The sequence below is a fragment of the Kluyvera sichuanensis genome, from assembly GCF_040930405.1.
In the GTDB taxonomy this organism is placed as follows: Bacteria; Pseudomonadota; Gammaproteobacteria; order Enterobacterales; family Enterobacteriaceae; genus Kluyvera; species Kluyvera sichuanensis.
The window spans coordinates 3,988,002-4,009,248 of the sequence record NZ_CP162271.1 but is presented as its reverse complement, the minus strand read 5'-3'; the positions used below and the strand labels follow the sequence as shown (position 1 = coordinate 4,009,248).

The following is a 21,247-nucleotide window of genomic DNA, read 5'->3' as shown; positions in this document are numbered from 1 at the left end:
ATATAAAAAAACCGATCACCAGATATAGTAATGAAATAATAACAGGCATATCCTTCCCTGTAGTTCAGTATCCTAACGAATCAACGCCGGTACAAAGTAAAAGGGGAAGTGCTTTAAGCACTTCCCCCTCTAATTTAACGATTAGTCGTTATCAGAACCACCCAGACCTGCGTTCAGCAGTTCCGCCAGGCTCGCGGTCGCTTCTTCTGCACTCACCTGAGGTGCTACAGAAACTTCGCCCGCCGCGCGGCGACGGATGCGATCCTGATGGTACGCATAACCGGTACCCGCAGGGATCAGACGACCCACGATAACGTTCTCTTTCAGGCCACGCAGTTCGTCGCGTTTACCCGCAACGGCTGCTTCGGTCAGGACACGTGTAGTCTCCTGGAACGATGCTGCAGAGATGAACGATTCGGTTGCCAGAGACGCTTTGGTGATACCCAGCAGGTCGCGGGAATACGTTGCCGCCACTTTGCCGTTCGCTTCCAGATCGCGGTTAGCAATCTTGACGCGGGAGTATTCAACCTGCTCGCCTTCCAGGAAGTCGGAGCTACCAGCACTTTCGATGGTCGCTTTACGCAGCATCTGACGAACGATAACTTCAATGTGCTTATCGTTAATCTTAACGCCTTGCAGACGGTAAACGTCCTGTACTTCGTTGGTGATGTAACGCGTTACCGCGTGTACGCCACGAAGACGCAGGATGTCGTGCGGCGCTTCTGGACCATCGGAAACCACGTCACCACGTTCTACACGTTCGCCTTCGAACACGTTGAGCTGACGCCATTTTGGAATCATCTCTTCGTATGGATCGCTACCGTCTAACGGGGTGATAACCAGACGACGTTTCCCTTTGGTTTCTTTACCGAAGGAAATGATGCCGCTGATTTCAGCCAGGATTGCCGGCTCTTTCGGACGACGTGCTTCGAACAGATCCGCAACGCGTGGCAGACCACCGGTAATATCCTTAGTACCACTGGATTCCTGAGGAATACGCGCCAGCGCGTCACCAGAGTGAATCTGAGTACCATCTTCCAGCTGAACAATCGCTTTACCCGGCAGGAAGTACTGAGCAGGCATATCGGTGCCTGGGATCAGAACGTCGTTGCCCTGAGCATCAACAATTTTCAGTGCTGGACGCAGGTCTTTACCACCAGTGGTACGTTCAGCAGAGTCAAGAACAACCAGAGAAGACAGACCGGTCAGTTCGTCAGTTTGACGAGTAATGGTCTGGCCGTCGATCATGTCAGTGAAGCGGATGAAACCACTTACTTCGGTGATAACCGGCATGGTGTGTGGATCCCAGTTTGCAACGGTTTCACCGCCGGCAACCTGCTCGCCATCACCTTTAGCCATAACGGAGCCGTAAGGCACTTTATAGCTTTCTTTGGTACGACCGAATTCGTCGATCAGTTTCAGCTCGGTGTTACGGGAGGTGATAACCAGTTTACCGCTGGAGTTCACAACCGACTTCGCGTTGCTGAGCTTGATGCTACCTTTGTTCTTAACCTGAATGCTGGATTCAGCAGCCGCACGAGATGCCGCACCACCGATGTGGAACGTACGCATCGTCAGCTGTGTACCAGGTTCACCGATGGACTGTGCAGCGATAACGCCGATAGCCTCACCTTTGTTGATGATGTGGCCACGCGCCAGGTCACGACCGTAGCAGTGCGCACATACACCAAAGTCGGTGTCACAGGATACAACGGAACGCACTTTCACGGAGTCAACGGAGTTCTCTTCCAACAGATCACACCACTGCTCGTTCAGCAGCGTGTTACGTGGAACCAGAATGTCCGCGGTGCCCGGCTTCAGAACGTCTTCAGCAGTCACACGACCCAGTACGCGATCGCGCAGTGGCTCTTTAACGTCACCACCCTCGATAACCGGGGTCATGGTGATGCCTTCCAGGGTGCCACAGTCGTCTTCAGTAACAACCAGGTCCTGTGCCACGTCAACCAGACGACGAGTCAGGTAACCGGAGTTCGCAGTTTTCAGTGCGGTATCCGCCAGACCTTTACGAGCACCGTGAGTGGAGATGAAGTACTGGAGTACGTTCAGACCTTCACGGAAGTTCGCGGTGATTGGCGTTTCGATGATGGAGCCATCTGGCTTAGCCATCAGACCACGCATACCTGCCAGCTGACGAATCTGTGCTGCAGAACCACGCGCACCGGAGTCGGCCATCATGTAGATGCTGTTGAAGGAAACCTGCTGCTCTTCTTTACCTTCACGGTTAATGACGGTTTCAGTTTGCAGGTTATCCATCATCGCTTTGGATACACGATCGTTCGCCGCAGCCCAGATATCGATAACTTTGTTGTAGCGTTCGCCAGCGGTTACCAGACCAGACTGGAACTGCTCCTGAATCTCAGCAACTTCAGCTTCCGCTTCGCTGATGATTTCGTATTTCTTCTCTGGGATAACCATGTCGTCGATGCCGACAGAGGCGCCTGAGCGCGCTGCGTAAGCAAAGCCGGTGTACATGGTCTGGTCAGCGAAGATAACGGTCGGCTTCAGGCCCAGAATGCGGTAACAGGTGTTCAGCATTTTGGAGATAGCTTTCTTACCCAGCGCCTGGTTGACGATGGAGTAAGGCAGACCTTTCGGTACGATCATCCACAGAATGGCACGGCCAACGGTCGTGTCTTTCAGGCTGGTGTGCGCAACGAATTCGCCGTTTTCATCTTTTTCGTACTCGGTGATACGCACTTTAACGCGCGCATGCAGAGAGGCCAGACCTGCGCGATAGATACGCTCAGCTTCTTTAGGGCCAGTCAGCACCATGCCTTCGCCTTTGGCGTTAACACAGTCACGAGTCATGTAGTACAGACCCAATACAACGTCCTGAGAAGGAACGATGATTGGTTCGCCGTTCGCTGGGGACAGGATGTTGTTGGTAGACATCATCAGCGCACGCGCTTCCAACTGGGCTTCCAGCGTCAGCGGTACGTGAACAGCCATCTGGTCACCATCGAAGTCGGCGTTGTATGCCGCACAAACCAGCGGGTGCAGCTGGATAGCTTTACCTTCGATCAGTACTGGCTCAAACGCCTGGATGCCCAGACGGTGCAGTGTTGGTGCACGGTTCAGCATAACCGGGTGTTCGCGGATAACTTCGTCCAGGATATCCCAAACGACAGCTTCTTCGCGCTCAACCATTTTCTTAGCGGCTTTGATGGTGGTGGCGAGGCCACGCAGTTCCAGTTTGCCGTAGATGAATGGTTTGAACAGCTCCAGTGCCATTTTCTTAGGCAGGCCGCACTGATGCAGACGCAGGTATGGACCTACGGTGATGACAGAACGACCGGAGTAGTCAACACGCTTACCGAGCAGGTTCTGACGGAAACGACCCTGCTTACCTTTGATCATGTCGGCCAAAGATTTCAGAGGACGTTTGTTAGAACCGGTGATCGCACGACCGCGACGACCGTTATCCAGCAGGGCGTCAACCGCTTCCTGCAGCATACGTTTTTCGTTGCGTACGATGATATCTGGCGCAGCCAGATCCAGCAGACGCTTCAGACGGTTGTTACGGTTAATGACGCGACGATACAGATCGTTCAGGTCAGAAGTCGCGAAACGACCACCATCCAGCGGTACCAGCGGACGCAGATCTGGCGGCAGAACCGGCAGAACGGTCAGGATCATCCACTCTGGCTTGTTGCCAGACTGTACGAACGCTTCCAGCAGCTTGATACGCTTGGTCAGCTTTTTACGCTTGGTTTCGGAGTTGGTTTCGTTCAGCTCTTCACGCAGAGTTTCACACTCTTGCTCCAGATCCATGCTTTTCAGCAGGGCCTGGATAGCTTCCGCACCCATCTTCGCGTCGAATTCATCACCGAACTCTTCCAGCGCGTCCAGATACTGCTCTTCAGTCAGGATCTGTTGACGTTCCAGGTTGGTCATACCGCCTTCGATAACAACATAAGATTCGAAGTACAGTACGCGTTCGATATCGCGCAGAGGCATATCGAGCAGCAGACCGATACGGGACGGCAGCGATTTCAGGAACCAGATGTGGGCAGTTGGGCATGCCAGCTCGATGTGGCCCATGCGCTCACGACGCACTTTGGTCTGGGTCACTTCAACGCCGCACTTCTCACAGATCACACCGCGGTGTTTCAGGCGCTTGTACTTACCGCACAGGCACTCGTAATCTTTTACTGGCCCAAAGATACGGGCGCAGAAAAGGCCGTCACGCTCAGGTTTGAACGTACGGTAGTTAATGGTTTCCGGCTTTTTAACTTCACCGAAAGACCATGAACGGATCATGTCTGGCGAGGCCAGAGCAATTTTGATCGCATCAAACTCTTCGGTTTTAGTCTGCGCTTTCAGAAACTTTAATAAATCTTTCACGGATTTGCTCCCGTCGGAGTTAGCACAATCCACTGCCGGGAATGACCCCGGCAGCAGTGACCTGTTTGAGCGAGGATTACTCGTCTTCCAGTTCGATGTTGATGCCCAGCGAGCGGATTTCTTTCAACAGTACGTTGAAGGATTCCGGCATGCCCGGTTCCATCTGATGGTTGCCATCTACGATGTTCTTATACATCTTAGTACGGCCGTTCACGTCATCAGACTTAACGGTGAGCATTTCCTGCAGGGTGTAGGCGGCGCCGTATGCTTCCAGCGCCCACACTTCCATCTCCCCGAAGCGCTGACCACCGAACTGAGCCTTACCACCCAGCGGCTGCTGAGTAACCAGGCTGTAAGAACCGGTAGAACGCGCGTGCATCTTGTCGTCGACCAGGTGGTTCAGTTTCAGCATGTACATGTAACCTACGGTTACCTGACGCTCGAACTGTTCACCGGTACGGCCGTCGAACAGGGTAATCTGACCAGAAGATGGCAGACCGCCCAGTTGCAGCAGTTCTTTAATTTCCGCTTCTTTTGCACCGTCGAATACTGGCGTTGCGATTGGCATACCTTTCTTCAGGTTTTCTGCCAGGCGCAGCACTTCATCATCGGTGAAGGTGTTCAGGTCAACTTTCTGACGAACATCAGAGCCCAGATCGTAAGCACGCTGGATGAACTCGCGCAGTTTCGCGACTTCTTGCTGCTGTTTCAGCATGGCGTTGATCTTATCGCCGATACCTTTCGCAGCCATACCCAGGTGGGTTTCAAGGATCTGACCGATGTTCATACGCGATGGTACGCCCAGCGGGTTCAGTACGATATCTACCGGCGTACCGTTAGCATCGTGCGGCATATCTTCGATCGGGTTGATCTTAGAAATTACACCCTTGTTACCGTGACGACCTGCCATTTTGTCACCAGGCTGGATACGGCGTTTAACGGCCAGGTATACCTTAACAATCTTCAGCACGCCCGGTGCCAGATCGTCGCCTTGGGTGATTTTGCGGCGTTTCGCTTCGAGTTTTTTCTCGAACTCGTGTTTCAGCTCGTCGTACTGCTCAGCAAGCTGTTCCAGCTGATTCTGTTTCTCTTCGTCGGTCAGACCGAGTTCCAGCCAGCGATCGCGAGGCAGTTTGTCCAGCTTCTCAGCTTCGACACCACCGGCAACCAGCACAGCGTAGATACGGCTGAACAGGCCAGCTTCGAGGATCTGCAGTTCTTCAGACAGGTCTTTCTTAGCCTGCTTCAGCTGCATCTCTTCGATTTCCAGCGCACGTTTGTCTTTTTCTACGCCATCGCGAGTAAAGACCTGAACGTCGATAACAGTACCGGAAACGCTGTTTGGTACGCGCAGAGAAGAGTCTTTAACGTCAGACGCTTTCTCACCGAAGATCGCACGCAGCAGCTTCTCTTCTGGCGTCAGCTGGGTTTCACCTTTCGGCGTTACCTTACCAACCAGAATGTCGCCACCGGTCACTTCTGCACCAATGTAAACGATACCGGATTCATCCAGTTTGGAGAGCGCAGCTTCACCCACGTTAGGGATGTCAGCGGTGATCTCTTCTGGCCCCAGCTTGGTGTCACGGGACACACATGCCAGTTCCTGAATGTGGATGGTGGTGAAACGGTCTTCCTGAACAACACGCTCGGATACGAGGATGGAGTCTTCGAAGTTGTAACCGTTCCATGGCATGAATGCCACGCGCATGTTCTGACCCAGCGCCAGTTCACCCAGGTCGGTGGACGGGCCATCTGCCAGCACGTCGCCGCGCTCGATTGGCTCACCCAGAGACACGCAAGGCATCTGGTTAATACAGGTGTTCTGGTTAGAACGGGTGTATTTGGTCAGGTTGTAGATGTCGATACCCGCTTCGCCCGGATACATCTCGTCTTCGTTAACTTTGATAACGATACGGGATGCGTCGACGTACTGAACGGTACCGCCACGCTTAGCAACTGCAGTAACACCGGAGTCAACGGCAACAGCACGTTCCATACCGGTACCAACCAGCGGCTTATCAGCACGCAGAGTTGGAACGGCCTGACGTTGCATGTTCGCACCCATCAATGCACGGTTGGCGTCATCGTGTTCCAGGAACGGGATCAGGGACGCACCGACGGATACCACCTGCTGGGTGGATACGTCCATGTAGTCAACCTGGTCGCGGCTGAACAAGCTGGATTCGCCTTTGCTACGGCAGGTAACCAGATCTTCTACAAAGTGGCCTTCGTCATCCAGGTTGGAGTTCGCCTGAGCGATAACGTAGTTGCCTTCTTCGATAGCAGACAGGTAATGAATTTCATCGGTTACAACACCGTCGGTCACTTTACGGTACGGCGTCTCGAGGAAACCGTATTCGTTAGTCTGTGCGTACACGGACAGGGAGTTGATCAGACCGATGTTTGGACCTTCAGGCGTTTCGATTGGACATACGCGACCGTAGTGAGTCGGGTGTACGTCTCGAACTTCGAAGCCTGCACGTTCACGAGTCAGACCGCCCGGGCCGAGTGCGGAGATACGACGTTTGTGCGTAATCTCAGACAGCGGGTTGTTCTGGTCCATAAACTGAGACAGCTGGCTGGAACCAAAGAACTCTTTCACTGCTGCAGAAATCGGCTTGGCGTTGATCATATCCTGAGGCATCAGGGTATCCAGATCGCCCAGAGACAGACGCTCTTTCACCGCACGCTCAACACGTACCAGGCCAACGCGGAATTGGTTTTCCGCCATTTCGCCTACGGAACGGATACGACGGTTGCCGAGGTGGTCGATATCATCCACTTCGCCTTTACCGTTACGGATATCGATGAGCTTCTTCATCACTTCGATGATGTCGTCTTTGCTCAGGATACCGGAACCTTCGATCTCGTCGCGCAGCAGAGAACGGTTGAACTTCATACGACCAACCGCAGACAGGTCATAGCGGTCTTCGGAGAAGAACAGGTTCTCGAACAGGCTTTCAGCAGCTTCACGAGTTGGCGGCTCACCAGGGCGCATCATGCGGTAGATTTCTACCAGCGCGCTCAGACGATCGTTGGTTGGGTCGACGCGTACAGTTTCAGAAATGTATGCACCGTGGTCCAGATCGTTAGTGAACAGCGTTTCGATACGCTTGTGGCCAGACTGGCTCAGCTTAGCCAGCAGATCCAGGCTCAGCTCCATGTTAGCTGCGCAGATCAGCTCGCCAGTAGATTCGTCAACGTAGTCTTTAGAAGCGACTTTGCCAGCGATGTACTCAACCGGAACTTCGATATGTTTGATATCGTCTTTTTCCAGCTGGCGAATGTGGCGCGCAGTAATACGGCGGCCTTTTTCAACGTACACTTTACCGTTCGCTTCGATGTCGAAGGACGCGGTTTCGCCACGCAGACGTTCTGGAATCAGTTCCATCTGCAGCTTGTTGTCACGAATTTCGAAAACAACTTTCTCAAAGAACAGGTCAAGGATCTGCTCAGTGGTGTAGTTCAGCGCACGCAGAATAATGGTCGCAGGCAGTTTACGGCGACGGTCGATACGTACGAACAGGTTGTCCTTCGGATCGAATTCGAAGTCCAGCCAGGAACCACGGTAAGGAATGATGCGCGCGTTATACAGCACTTTACCCGAAGAGTGGGTTTTACCTTTATCGGAGTCAAAGAAGACGCCTGGGCTACGGTGCAGCTGAGAAACGATAACACGCTCAGTACCGTTGATAACAAAGGTACCGTTGTCGGTCATGAGCGGAATTTCGCCCATGTAGACTTCTTGTTCTTTAATGTCTTTTACGGTGCCTTCCGGCGCTTCGCGCTCGTAGATCACCAGACGCAGTTTCACGCGCAGCGGTGCGGAATAGGTCACGCCACGGATCTGACATTCCTGAACGTCAAAGACAGGTTCGCCCAGACGGTAGCTGACGTATTGCAGCTCGGAGTTACCGCTGTAGCTTTTAATAGGGAATACGGAACGGAAAGCAGCTTCCAGACCATACTGACCTTCAGGATCTTGCTCGATAAACTTCTGGAACGAGTCAAGCTGGATAGAAAGGAGATATGGGACATCCAGAACTTGTGGACGTTTACCAAAATCCTTACGAATACGTTTTTTCTCGGTATAGGAGTAAACCATAGGGTTCCTCAGCTCGCTGACAAGTCGACGCATCTGTCCATTGGCAGACAGTTTGTGCAACACTATTTTGTTGACCGGAAAATGGAACACTTTCCGCAATACCTGTTGCTATCACGCTTAAACCATTTCATTGCGATTTACACAGAGCGAGCACCCTGTCGCAATATATTAAGTCGTCGATAGAAACATGCATTGTCAGGACAACCAGTAGTCAAACAGTGTGAAATGCTACTGGCGCCATACAGCGCAAAATGGCTGGTGACTAAAAAGTCACCAGCCATCGGCCTGATTTCTCAGGCTTCAACTAGAAAAGTTGGCTTATTTAACTTCAACTTCAGCGCCAGCTTCTTCCAGAGATTTTTTCAGTGCTTCAGCGTCATCTTTGCTCACGCCTTCTTTCAGAGCGGCTGGAGCAGATTCTACCAGGTCTTTAGCTTCTTTCAGACCCAGGCCAGTTGCGCCACGTACTGCTTTGATTACAGCAACTTTGTTAGCGCCAGCAGCTTTCAGAATTACGTCGAATTCAGTTTTTTCTTCAGCAGCTTCAGCCGGGCCAGCAGCTACAGCTACAGCAGCAGCAGCGGAAACACCGAATTTTTCTTCCATTGCAGAAATCAGTTCTACAACGTCCATTACGGACATAGCTGCAACTGCTTCAATGATTTGATCTTTAGTGATAGACATTTAAATTGTTCCTGAAAATCAGAATAAGTTTATACGTAAGCAGATACTTTACAAAGAGGACTGCGATTAAGCAGCTTCTTTCGCATCGCGTACAGCAGCCAGAGTGCGAACCAGTTTGCCAGCCGAAGCTTCTTTCATGGTTGCCATCAGGCGTGCAATTGCTTCGTCGTAGGTCGGCAGGGTTGCCAGGCGATCGATGTTCGATGCCGTGATCAACTCACCTTCAAAGGCTGCGGCTTTGACCTCAAATTTTGCATTCGCTTTCGCGAACTCTTTGAACAGACGAGCAGCAGCGCCCGGGTGTTCCATAGAGTATGCAATCAGGGTCGGACCAACAAACGTGTCTTTCAGGCACTCGAATGGAGTACCTTCAACGATGCGGCGCAGCAGGGTGTTACGAACAACACGCATGTATACGCCAGCTTCACGACCTGCTTTACGCAGTTCAGTCATTTTATCTACAGTAACGCCACGGGAATCCGCAACTACTGCAGACAGCGCGCCTTTGGCTACTTCGCTGACTTCAGCAACAATCGCTTGTTTGTCTTGAAGATTTAAAGCCATTAGCTTTGCTCCTGGATGTTTGCCGGAACTCATGTTCCGGAACTCACTTCACTCTCCCCAACGGGAAGAGCGTCTTAATACGGTGAGCAGAAACAAGCCAGAGTATCCAAAAATAATCTTAGCGTTCTGTCACCGTCTACGCAGGGCATTAAGTTTCTTGCGAAACACCTGCGGTCTTCGACGGAGGCCTGGATTAGGCCAGGCTCCAACGAACAAATCTTTTAGCCGCTAACTTTTGTTAGCAAACGTGGGGGTAAGATTGTAGACAAAATCACCGCCCACGTAAAGGCATTAGTTTGCAGCAGCGCTCAGGCCAGCCTGGTCAACTGCAACACCTGCACCCATGGTGGTGGAGATGCTAACTTTCTTGATGTACACGCCTTTCGCCTGAGTTGGTTTTGCTTTTTTCAGCGCAACCAGCAGAGATTCCAGGTTTTCTTTCAGTTTGTCAGCGTCAAAGTCCACTTTACCGATGGTGGTGTGGATGATGCCGTTTTTGTCGTTACGATAACGAACCTGACCAGCTTTAGCGTTCTTAACCGCTTCAGCAACGTTAGGAGTTACAGTACCAACTTTCGGGTTTGGCATCAGACCACGTGGGCCCAGAACCTGGCCCAGCTGGCCAACAACGCGCATTGCATCTGGAGATGCGATAACAACGTCGAAGTTCATTTCGCCTTTTTTGATCAGGTCAGCCAGATCTTCCATACCTACCAGCTCTGCGCCAGCAGCTTTAGCCGCTTCAGCGTTAGGGCCCTGGGTAAATACGGCAACGCGAACGGAACGGCCAGTACCGTGTGGCAGTACAGTTGCACCACGTACGTTCTGGTCAGATTTACGAGCGTCGATACCGAGGTTAACGGCAACGTCAACGCTTTCGTTGAACTTAGCAGTGGCCAGCTCTTTCAGCAGAGCAATAGCTTCGTTGATGTCGTACTGCTTGGTAGCATCAACTTTGTCACGGATCACGCGCATACGCTTGGTCAGTTTAGCCATTTCTTAATCCTCCACTACCAGGCCCATGGAACGTGCAGTACCTTCGATTGAGCGAGTCATCGCTTCAATGTCGGCGCCAGTCATGTCGGCAGCTTTGGTCTGCGCGATTTCCTGCAGCTGAGCGCGGGAAATTTTACCAACTTTGTCTTTGTTCGGCTTACCGGAACCAGACTTAATACCAGCTGCTTTTTTCAGCAGAACTGCTGCTGGAGGCGTTTTGGTAATGAAGGTGAAAGAACGGTCAGCGTAAACGGTGATAACAACCGGAATTGGCAGACCTTTTTCGATGGAATCAGTTTTTGCGTTGAACGCTTTGCAGAATTCCATGATGTTCACACCCTGCTGACCCAGAGCTGGACCAACTGGTGGACTTGGGTTTGCCATACCAGCTGCAACCTGCAGCTTAACGTAGGCTTGGACTTTCTTAGCCATTCTAAAATCCTCAATGTGGGTGATAGCGCCTCTAAGAGGCTCCCCGTGATATAAAAATTCGTTTTACAGGCATGCGCCCATAAAAACAAAAGGCGCGAAATTGTATGTCAATTTCGCGCCCTATGCAACGATTAGATCGATGCTTTTTTGATCGCAGCCTTACGCTTTCTCTACCTGAGCAAAGTCCAGTTCTACCGGGGTCGCACGACCGAAGATAGAGACGGAAACTTTCAGGCGAGACTTCTCGTAATCCACTTCTTCAACCACACCGTTGAAGTCAGCGAATGGACCGTCGCTAACGCGAACCATTTCACCCGGTTCAAACAGCGTTTTCGGACGCGGCTTATCACCAACCTGCTGCAGGCGGTTCATAATCGCATCAACTTCTTTGTCGCTGATTGGCGCCGGACGGTCAGAGGTACCGCCGATAAAGCCCATTACGCGCGGAACGCTACGCACCAGGTGCCAGCTCGCGTCGTTCATCACCATCTGAACTAACACGTAGCCTGGGAAGAATTTGCGCTCGCTCTTGCGACGCTGGCCGCCACGAATTTCGACCACTTCTTCGGTCGGAACCATGACTTCGCCAAACAGCTCTTCCATGTTGTGTAATTTGATATGCTCGCGCAGCGAAGTGGCTACACGGCCTTCAAAACCGGAAAACGCCTGAACGACGTACCAACGCTTTTTAGGTGCTTCAGACATCTTAGAACCTCAGGCCAGTGATAAAGGATACCAGGCGAACCAGAATACCATCCAGTCCCCACAGGATCAGTGACATTACCGCAGTGACCGCAGCAACGATCAGCGTAGTGTGCAGCGTTTCCTGGCGAGTCGGCCAAATCACCTTACGAACTTCCGTTCTCGCTTCACGCGCAAACGCAACGGTCGCTTTGCCTTTCGTCGTCAACAGCGCGACACCACCCGCTGCAGCAATAATAATTACTACGGCCAGCGCACGCAGCGGCAGCATCATGTCGCGATAGAGGTAGTTGCCCACAATTGCCACGATAAGCAATACGGCAACAGCTACCCACTTCATCGCTTCCAGGCCGCGCCCGCTCCCTTGAGCTTCGGTATTCGCACTCATAAACCAACCTGTCAGAAGTATTCTACAAACATTTCCACCCCGCGGGAGCGAGGCGATCCAAACCGAAAGTAAGTTTCGGACTAAACGCCCTCTACAGAGCCTGTCTCAGCAATGATTATGGCAAAAATAATCACTGATGAGCCAGGTTCTGGTTCGACAGCGTACAAAAAGGGCATCAAATGATGCCCTTTTATTGCGCATTGCGTCAAATGTTATCAGCAATTAGCTCATTACTTTGGCAACAACGCCCGCGCCAACGGTACGACCGCCTTCACGGATTGCGAAACGCAGGCCATCGTCCATCGCGATTGGGTGGATCAGAGTCACAACCATCTTGATGTTGTCGCCTGGCATTACCATCTCAACGCCTTCTGGCAGTTCGATGGTACCGGTCACGTCAGTAGTACGGAAGTAGAACTGTGGACGGTAGCCTTTGAAGAACGGAGTATGACGGCCGCCTTCGTCTTTGGACAGAATGTACACTTCAGATTCGAACTTGGTGTGCGGCTTGATAGAGCCTGGCTTAGCCAGAACCTGACCACGTTCGATTTCTTCACGTTTGATACCACGCAGCAGAACACCAACGTTCTCACCAGCACGGCCTTCGTCCAGCAGTTTGCGGAACATTTCAACGCCGGTACAGGTAGACTTAGCAGTGTCTTTGATACCAACGATTTCAACTTCTTCACCAACTTTGATGATACCGCGCTCTACACGACCGGTAACAACGGTACCACGACCGGAGATGGAGAATACGTCTTCGATTGGCAGCAGGAACGGCTTGTCGATAGCACGTTCTGGTTCTGGGATGTAAGAATCCAGGAAGCCAGCCAGTTCGATGATTTTCGCTTCCCACTCTGCGTCGCCTTCCAGCGCTTTCAGAGCAGAACCACGGATGATTGGGGTATCGTCGCCTGGGAAGTCGTACTGAGACAGAAGTTCACGAACTTCCATTTCAACCAGTTCCAGCAGCTCTTCGTCATCAACCATGTCGCATTTGTTCAGGAACACGATGATGTAAGGAACGCCTACCTGACGACCCAGCAGGATGTGCTCACGAGTCTGTGGCATAGGGCCATCAGTCGCAGCAACAACCAGGATCGCGCCGTCCATCTGCGCAGCACCGGTGATCATGTTTTTAACATAGTCGGCGTGGCCTGGGCAGTCTACGTGTGCGTAGTGGCGAGTCGGGGTATCATATTCAACGTGGGAAGTGTTGATGGTGATACCACGAGCTTTTTCTTCTGGTGCGTTATCGATCTGGTCGAAAGCACGAGCAGCACCGCCGTAGGTTTTAGCCAGTACGGTAGTGATTGCAGCAGTCAGGGTAGTTTTACCATGGTCAACGTGGCCGATAGTACCGACGTTGACGTGCGGTTTGGTACGTTCAAATTTTTCTTTAGACATCGATAGTCCCTCTAATACACGGATAAATCGGTGATATCACCACATCAACCAGACAAAACGCCTGAAATGTTGAATGCATTAATTTAAACAGAGAGAAACGGGAGGGAGAAGAGAAGTGGTGCTGATACCCAGAGTCGAACTGGGGACCTCACCCTTACCAAGGGTGCGCTCTACCAACTGAGCCATATCAGCACGTCTGGAGCGGGCAGCGGGAATCGAACCCGCATCATCAGCTTGGAAGGCTGAGGTAATAGCCATTATACGATGCCCGCATCCTAAAACTCGGCTACCCAGTTCTTTCTGTGCCAAAAAAAAGAGATTGCTCTCTTTTCTTTGTTTGAGTTCGTCATTTTACCGACCAACTCTGGCTTCGCAATGCTTAGCCGGAAAGTGGTGGTGGGGGAAGGATTCGAACCTTCGAAGTCTGTGACGGCAGATTTACAGTCTGCTCCCTTTGGCCGCTCGGGAACCCCACCAGGTACTTGATGGTGCCGACTACCGGAATCGAACTGGTGACCTACTGATTACAAGTCAGTTGCTCTACCTACTGAGCTAAGTCGGCATCAAGTAGCGCGCATTCTATGGAGACCTGCGGCGACATGCAACTAAAAATTTGCATAAAATGTTCTATCGCTCATGTTTTGTGCACTCAAGCGTAAAAACTCAGCAAAACGGTACTTTCATGAACAAAAATAGCGCAATTCTCTCTATTCTCTGTGGCTTGCCAATGCTATTTCATGCCCGCGAATGCCAGACTACCTGTCGTCATTAGCAGCTGTGCTTCTTTACTATCACCTATTACTTACGCCCACCGGTTAAGTTGGCAACAAACTCCGGGGTTTTCTCACGAAAGCACCACTCATTTGGATTTTTTCTTCTTTTTATATTCCATCTGGTGTTAACCTCCTGCCCATTGTCCTGATTAACTGAATGTGAAGCGTCGCGTGTTATCAGCGTGGCAGCCAGAACATGCTTATGAGAAAACAAGAGCAAACGTTAATGACACCTTATCTACAGTTCAATCGTAGCCAGTGGGCGGCGCTGCGCGATTCCGTGCCTATGACCCTGACTGAAGGCGAAATTACACGCTTAAAAGGTATCAACGAAGATCTGTCGCTGGAGGAAGTGGCGGAGATCTATTTGCCTTTGTCACGTTTACTGAACTTCTATATTAGTTCTAACCTGCGTCGTCAGGCGGTGCTGGAGCAGTTCCTTGGCACCAACGGCCAGCGTATTCCTTATATCATTAGTATCGCTGGCAGCGTGGCGGTAGGTAAAAGCACGACCGCACGCGTACTGCAGGCGTTGCTGAGCCGCTGGCCCGAACATCGCCGCGTTGAACTCATCACCACCGATGGCTTCCTGCATCCAAATGAGGTGTTGAAAGAGCGCGGGCTGATGAAGAAGAAAGGCTTCCCGCAATCGTACGATATGCATCGTCTGGTGAAGTTTGTCTCTGACCTGAAGTCAGGGGTGCCCGACGTCACCGCACCGGTCTATTCCCATCTTATTTATGATGTTATTCCTGACGGTGATAAAACGGTTACCCATCCAGATATATTAATTCTCGAAGGACTTAACGTGCTGCAGAGCGGAATGGACTATCCACACGATCCGCATCATGTATTTGTTTCTGACTTCGTTGATTTCTCTATTTATGTTGATGCCCCTGAGAAGCTATTACAGTCCTGGTATATCAACCGTTTCCTGAAATTCCGTGAAGGTGCATTTACCGACCCAGATTCTTATTTCCATAACTATGCCCAGCTTTCTGAAGAAGAGGCGGTTAACGTGGCCACGTCATTATGGAATGAGATTAACCTCATAAATTTAAACGAGAATATCTTACCAACGCGTGAGCGCGCGAGTCTGATCCTGACCAAAAGCGCCAACCACTCCGTTGAGCAGGTTCGTCTGCGGAAATAATCGTGATAAAAGAAAAGGGAGCCGAAGCTCCCTTTTTTATTCTGCGCTACGCAGCGAAATTTCGCCGCCCATCCAGGGTTTTATCACCCCGTCCTGCTCCAGCAATAATGCCCCTTGCGTATCAATGCCGCGAGAAATACCAAATATCTCTTTATCGCCGATAATTAACTTAACCGGGCGATTTATAAAGTTATCTAATTTATCCCAGCGAGAAAGATAAGGCGCTAGCCCTTCCTGTTCGAAGAGGTGCAAGGCGTCGTGCAGTGCGTTAATCAAGCGCGCTGCCAGCACGTTGCGGTCGATAACGATGCCGGCTTCATGTAGGTTGATCCAACCTTGATTAATCACATCGTTTTCAACGCGTCGCATGACCAGGTTAATCCCGGCACCAATAACAATCTGCGCGGCATCACCGGTTTTACCGGTTAGCTCGACCAGAATGCCGGCCAGTTTGCGGTCATTCAGATAAAGATCGTTTGGCCACTTCACCCGTACCTTATCGGCGCCCAGGCTCTGTAATACTTCCGCCATGATGATACCAATCACCAGGCTCAGGCCAATCGCCGCTGCCGGCCCCTGCTCTAAGCGCCAGTACATGGAGAGATAGAGGTTCGCCCCAAACGGTGAGAACCACTTACGGCCACGACGGCCTCGACCTGCCTGCTGGTATTCCGCAACACAGGCATCGCCGGATTTCAATTCACTAATGCGGTCGAGTAGATATTGGTTCGTGGAGTCGATAACCGGGAGTACTGATACGTCACCGTAGTCGACAGCCTGGCGAATGCGCTCTGCTTCCAGTAATTGAATTGGCTCCGGCAGGCAGTACCCTTTGCCAGGTACGGTAAAGACATCAACACCCCAGTCACGTAAGGTCTGGATATGTTTGTTGATCGCCGCGCGGCTCATGCCAAGCGTCTCGCCCAACTGCTCGCCGGAGTGGAAATCACCGTCGGCCAGCAGAGAGATGAGCGTTAATGGCACCGTATTGTCTTTCATTTGATTACCTCAACCGCACTCACTTCACCTGCGCGTCCGATAAAACGGACTTCAGGCTCAAGCCAGACGTTAAATTTGTCGCCCACCTGCTGGCGGACATGGTGCGCTAGCTTAACCACATCGCTACTCTGCGCATGGTCGACGTTAACCAGTACCAGCGCCTGTTGTTGATGAACAGCAGCACCGCCCTCAATATGACCCTTTAGCTGACACTGATCGATAAGCCATCCTGCAGCCAGCTTAACGCTGCCGTCCGCCTGCGGATAATGCGGCGCTTTCGGGAAGTTCGTCAGCAGCGCTTCGGCATAGCCGGCGCTCACTACCGGGTTCTTAAAGAAGCTACCCGCGTTACCGTTGATCTTTGGATCCGGCAACTTAGTCATGCGCATGTGGCAAACGGAGTCGAACACTTCACGCGGAGTCACTGTTTTCGGATCAAGTCGCGTAAGATCGCCGTACGTAAGCACCGGTTTCCACGCTTTTGCCAGTCGGAAGCCTACGGCAACAATCGCAAAACGATCCTGATAATCGTGCTTAAAGATACTGTCACGATAGCCAAACTGACACTCTTCCGCACTAAGGCGCTGACGTTCACCGCTTACCAATTCGATGCAATCGACATATTCACAGACATGCTGCAGTTCAACGCCGTAGGCGCCGATGTTCTGAATTGGGGATGACCCCGCACAGCCAGGAATAAGCGCTAGGTTTTCAAGGCCAGGCATACCGTTATCCAGCGCATAACGCACCAGACTATGCCAGTTTTCCCCCGCGCCAACGTGCAGATGCCATGCATCAGCCGTTTCGCTCACCTCGATACCTTTCAGGCGGTTAAGGATCACCGTGCCGGAATAATCTTCCAGAAACAGGACGTTACTTCCTTCACCCAGGATCATAACAGGCAGCCCTTCACGAGTAGAGTGCTGCCAGGCGCTCAGTAATTGTTGTTCATTTTCAGCGCATACGATGTGCTTTGCACAATGGTCAATGCCGAAGGTGTTCCAGGGTTTTAGGGAGTGGGTCATAGCTGCTTTCCTGATGCTGAATCGACGATAGTTTACCGTATCTGCTCGGGGAAGGCTTGCGGTTATATAGAGGGGGAGGCGGCATAATAATGTAGCCCGGGCGAACGGAGTGACCCCGGGATATTCACCACACTTTTATTTTCCGCAGACGCAAAAAAGCCCATCCGTCAGGATGAGCTTCTTCACTTAATTGATGCCTGGCAGTTCCCTACTCTCGCATGGGGAGACCCCACACTACCATCGGCGCTACGGCGTTTCACTTCTGAGTTCGGCATGGGGTCAGGTGGGACCACCGCGCTACAGCCGCCAGGCAAATTCTGTTTATCAGACCGCTTTTCGCGTTCTGATGTAATCTGTAATCAAGCTGAATATCGATGTCTCTTTCGCCAAAACATCTTCGGCGTTGTAAGGTTAAGCCTCACGGTTCATTAGTACTGGTTAGCTCAACGTATCGCTACGCTTACACACCCAGCCTATCAACGTCGTCGTCTTCAACGTTCCTTCAGGACTCTCAAAGAGTCAGGGAGAACTCATCTTGGGGCAAGTTTCGTGCTTAGATGCTTTCAGCACTTATCTTTTCCGCATTTAGCTACCGGGCAATGCCATTGGCATGACAACCCGAACACCAGTGATGCGTCCACTCCGGTCCTCTCGTACTAGGAGCAGCCCCCCTCAATTCTCCAGCGCCCACGGCAGATAGGGACCGAACTGTCTCACGACGTTCTAAACCCAGCTCGCGTACCACTTTAAATGGCGAACAGCCATACCCTTGGGACCTACTTCAGCCCCAGGATGTGATGAGCCGACATCGAGGTGCCAAACACCGCCGTCGATATGAACTCTTGGGCGGTATCAGCCTGTTATCCCCGGAGTACCTTTTATCCGTTGAGCGATGGCCCTTCCATACAGAACCACCGGATCACTAAGACCTGCTTTCGCACCTGCTCGAGCCGTCACTCTCGCAGTCAAGCTAGCTTATGCCTTTGCACTAACCTCCTGATGTCCGACCAGGATTAGCTAACCTTCGTGCTCCTCCGTTACTCTTTAGGAGGAGACCGCCCCAGTCAAACTACCCACCAGACACTGTCCGCAACCCGGATTACGGGTCTACGTTAGAACACCAGCCATTAAAGGGTGGTATTTCAAGGTTGGCTCCATGCGAACTGGCGTCCACACTTCAAAGCCTCCCACCTATCCTACACATCAAGGACCAGTGTTCAGTGTCAAGCTATAGTAAAGGTTCACGGGGTCTTTCCGTCTTGCCGCGGGTACACTGCATCTTCACAGCGAGTTCAATTTCACTGAGTCTCGGGTGGAGACAGCCTGGCCATCATTACGCCATTCGTGCAGGTCGGAACTTACCCGACAAGGAATTTCGCTACCTTAGGACCGTTATAGTTACGGCCGCCGTTTACCGGGGCTTCGATCAAGAGCTTCGCGTTGCCGCTAACCCCATCAATTAACCTTCCGGCACCGGGCAGGCGTCACACCGTATACGTCCACTTTCGTGTTTGCACAGTGCTGTGTTTTTAATAAACAGTTGCAGCCAGCTGGTATCTTCGACTGATTTCAGCTCCATGAGTAAATCACTTCACCTACGTATCAGCGTGCCTTCTCCCGAAGTTACGGCACCATTTTGCCTAGTTCCTTCACCCGAGTTCTCTCAAGCGCCTTGGTATTCTCTACCTGACCACCTGTGTCGGTTTGGGGTACGATTTGATGTTACCTGATGCTTAGAGGCTTTTCCTGGAAGCAGGGCATTTGTTACTTCAGCACCGTAGTGCCTCGTCATCACACCTCAGCGTTAATAGCGTTCCGGATTTACCTAAAACGCCCGCCTACATGCTTAAACCGGGACAACCGTCGCCCGGCTAACATAGCCTTCTCCGTCCCCCCTTCGCAGTAACACCAAGTACAGGAATATTAACCTGTTTCCCATCGACTACGCCTTTCGGCCTCGCCTTAGGGGTCGACTCACCCTGCCCCGATTAACGTTGGACAGGAACCCTTGGTCTTCCGGCGTGCGGGTTTTTCACCCGCATTATCGTTACTTATGTCAGCATTCGCACTTCTGATACCTCCAGCATCCCTCACGAGACACCTTCGCAGGCTTACAGAACGCTCCCCTACCCAACAACACATAGTGTCGCTGCCGCAGCTTCGGTGCACAGTTTAGCCCCGTTACATCTTCCGCGCAGGCCGACTCGACCAGTGAGCTATTACGCTTTCTTTAAATGATGGCTGCTTCTAAGCCAACATCCTGGCTGTCTGAGCCTTCCCACATCGTTTCCCACTTAACTGTGACTTTGGGACCTTAGCTGGCGGTCTGGGTTGTTTCCCTCTTCACGACGGACGTTAGCACCCGCCGTGTGTCTCCCGTGATAACATTCTTCGGTATTCGTAGTTTGCATCGGGTTGGTAAGTCGGGATGACCCCCTAGCCGAAACAGTGCTCTACCCCCGAAGATGAGTTCACGAGGCGCTACCTAAATAGCTTTCGGGGAGAACCAGCTATCTCCCGGTTTGATTGGCCTTTCACCCCCAGCCACAAGTCATCCGCTAATTTTTCAACATTAGTCGGTTCGGTCCTCCAGTTAGTGTTACCCAACCTTCAACCTGCCCATGGCTAGATCACCGGGTTTCGGGTCTATACCCTGCAACTTAACGCCCAGTTAAGACTCGGTTTCCCTGCGGCTCCCCTATTCGGTTAACCTTGCTACAGAATATAAGTCGCTGACCCATTATACAAAAGGTACGCAGTCACACCCCGAAGGATGCTCCCACTGCTTGTACGTACACGGTTTCAGGTTCTTTTTCACTCCCCTCGCCGGGGTTCTTTTCGCCTTTCCCTCACGGTACTGGTTCACTATCGGTCAGTCAGGAGTATTTAGCCTTGGAGGATGGTCCCCCCATATTCAGACAGGATACCACGTGTCCCGCCCTACTCATCGAGCTCACAACACATGCAATTTTGTGTACGGGGCTATCACCCTGTATCGCCGGCCTTTCCATACCGTTCCACTATCACACATGCTGATTCAGGCTCTGGGCTGCTCCCCGTTCGCTCGCCGCTACTGGGGGAATCTCGGTTGATTTCTTTTCCTCGGGGTACTTAGATGTTTCAGTTCCCCCGGTTCGCTTCATTACGCTATGTATTCACGTAATGATAGTGTGACGAATCACACTGGGTTTCCCCATTCGGAAATCGTCGGTTATAACGGTTCATATCACCTTACCGACGCTTATCGCAGATTAGCACGTCCTTCATCGCCTCTGACTGCCAGGGCATCCACCGTGTACGCTTAGTCGCTTAACCTCACAACCCGAAGATGTTTCTTTCGATTCATCATCGTGTCGCAAAAATTTGAGAGACTCAAACACACCTCAGTCTGTTCTTATTACGGAGAACAGAGTTCAGTGTGCTGTTTCAATTTTCAGCTTGATCCAGATTTTTAAAGAGCAAATATCTCAAACGTCACCCGAAGGTAAGTTTTGAGATATTGGGGTCGGCGACTTTCACTCACACAAACCAGCAAGTGGCGTCCCCTAGGGGATTCGAACCCCTGTTACCGCCGTGAAAGGGCGGTGTCCTGGGCCTCTAGACGAAGGGGACACTGAAGTCTCAATCGCAAGACGCCTTGCTATTTACTTTTCA

At 51.7% G+C, this 21,247-nt stretch carries 12 protein-coding genes, 5 tRNA genes and 2 rRNA genes; 1 reads left to right on the top strand and 18 read right to left on the bottom strand.

Translation table 11 applies throughout. The annotated features are described in order from the left end of the window. Nucleotides 1–141 precede the first annotated feature (141 nt). The 13 genes from rpoC to AB2B48_RS19190 form a co-directional block, all read right to left on the bottom strand. On the bottom strand, nucleotides 142–4,365 hold the full coding sequence (gene rpoC / locus AB2B48_RS19250; RefSeq protein ID WP_185669939.1) for a DNA-directed RNA polymerase subunit beta': 4,224 nt from the start codon (nucleotides 4,363–4,365) through the stop codon (nucleotides 142–144). A 76-nt stretch (nucleotides 4,366–4,441) separates the two neighbouring features. Beyond that, entirely contained in the window at nucleotides 4,442–8,470 is a 4,029-nt protein-coding gene (gene rpoB, locus AB2B48_RS19245; RefSeq protein ID WP_185669940.1) for a DNA-directed RNA polymerase subunit beta, read from the bottom strand. 318 nt (nucleotides 8,471–8,788) lie between these two features. After that, complete coding sequence (gene rplL / locus AB2B48_RS19240; protein ID WP_006176746.1) at nucleotides 8,789–9,154, bottom strand: 50S ribosomal protein L7/L12; 366 nt, start codon at nucleotides 9,152–9,154, stop codon at nucleotides 8,789–8,791. Nucleotides 9,155–9,220: 66 nt separating this feature from the next. After that, entirely contained in the window at nucleotides 9,221–9,718 is a 498-nt protein-coding gene (gene rplJ, locus AB2B48_RS19235) for a 50S ribosomal protein L10 (protein WP_185669941.1), read from the bottom strand. A gap of 291 nt (nucleotides 9,719–10,009) precedes the next feature. Continuing rightward, nucleotides 10,010–10,714, bottom strand: a complete 705-nt coding sequence (gene rplA, locus AB2B48_RS19230) for a 50S ribosomal protein L1 (RefSeq protein WP_035895924.1) — start codon at nucleotides 10,712–10,714, stop codon at nucleotides 10,010–10,012. A 3-nt stretch (nucleotides 10,715–10,717) separates the two neighbouring features. Continuing rightward, the gene (gene rplK / locus AB2B48_RS19225; protein WP_012133815.1) at nucleotides 10,718–11,146 is read right to left on the bottom strand and encodes a 50S ribosomal protein L11; all 429 of its coding nucleotides are present in this window, start codon (nucleotides 11,144–11,146) and stop codon (nucleotides 10,718–10,720) included. Between the two features lie 159 nt (nucleotides 11,147–11,305). Further along, nucleotides 11,306–11,851 carry a transcription termination/antitermination protein NusG gene (nusG, locus tag AB2B48_RS19220; RefSeq protein WP_002438628.1) on the bottom strand — a complete coding sequence of 182 codons (546 nt, stop codon included), beginning with the start codon at nucleotides 11,849–11,851 and terminating at the stop codon, nucleotides 11,306–11,308. A gap of 1 nt (nucleotide 11,852) precedes the next feature. Next, a complete protein-coding gene (secE, locus tag AB2B48_RS19215) occupies nucleotides 11,853–12,236 on the bottom strand; it encodes a preprotein translocase subunit SecE (protein ID WP_035895925.1) in 384 nt (127 codons plus the stop codon). 222 nt (nucleotides 12,237–12,458) lie between these two features. After that, on the bottom strand, nucleotides 12,459–13,643 hold the full coding sequence (gene tuf, locus AB2B48_RS19210) for an elongation factor Tu (protein ID WP_115074753.1): 1,185 nt from the start codon (nucleotides 13,641–13,643) through the stop codon (nucleotides 12,459–12,461). A 116-nt stretch (nucleotides 13,644–13,759) separates the two neighbouring features. Then, nucleotides 13,760–13,835: transfer RNA gene (locus AB2B48_RS19205), tRNA-Thr, on the bottom strand. Between the two features lie 5 nt (nucleotides 13,836–13,840). Next, a tRNA-Gly gene (locus tag AB2B48_RS19200) sits at nucleotides 13,841–13,915 on the bottom strand. Between the two features lie 119 nt (nucleotides 13,916–14,034). After that, nucleotides 14,035–14,119 (bottom strand) — tRNA-Tyr (locus AB2B48_RS19195). Between the two features lie 10 nt (nucleotides 14,120–14,129). Next, nucleotides 14,130–14,205: transfer RNA gene (locus AB2B48_RS19190), tRNA-Thr, on the bottom strand. A gap of 413 nt (nucleotides 14,206–14,618) precedes the next feature. On the opposite strand from AB2B48_RS19190, the gene coaA reads away from it, so the two are divergent. After that, nucleotides 14,619–15,569, top strand: coding sequence for a type I pantothenate kinase (gene coaA / locus AB2B48_RS19185; protein WP_220439817.1), 951 nt, complete (start codon nucleotides 14,619–14,621; stop codon nucleotides 15,567–15,569). A 36-nt stretch (nucleotides 15,570–15,605) separates the two neighbouring features. Here the strand turns inward: coaA and birA are convergent, their stop codons facing one another. From birA to AB2B48_RS19160, 5 genes are all read right to left on the bottom strand, one after another. Beyond that, nucleotides 15,606–16,568, bottom strand: coding sequence for a bifunctional biotin--[acetyl-CoA-carboxylase] ligase/biotin operon repressor BirA (gene birA / locus AB2B48_RS19180; RefSeq protein WP_368299866.1), 963 nt, complete (start codon nucleotides 16,566–16,568; stop codon nucleotides 15,606–15,608). Next, a complete protein-coding gene (gene murB / locus AB2B48_RS19175; protein WP_185669944.1) occupies nucleotides 16,565–17,593 on the bottom strand; it encodes a UDP-N-acetylmuramate dehydrogenase in 1,029 nt (342 codons plus the stop codon). The genes birA and murB overlap by 4 nt, the downstream gene beginning before the upstream one ends. Before the next feature lie 195 nt (nucleotides 17,594–17,788). Beyond that, nucleotides 17,789–17,904 (bottom strand): 5S ribosomal RNA (gene rrf, locus AB2B48_RS19170). 96 nt (nucleotides 17,905–18,000) lie between these two features. Continuing rightward, nucleotides 18,001–20,908, bottom strand: a 23S ribosomal RNA gene (locus tag AB2B48_RS19165). 221 nt (nucleotides 20,909–21,129) lie between these two features. Continuing rightward, nucleotides 21,130–21,205 (bottom strand) — tRNA-Glu (locus AB2B48_RS19160). Nucleotides 21,206–21,247: the final 42 nt, after the last annotated feature.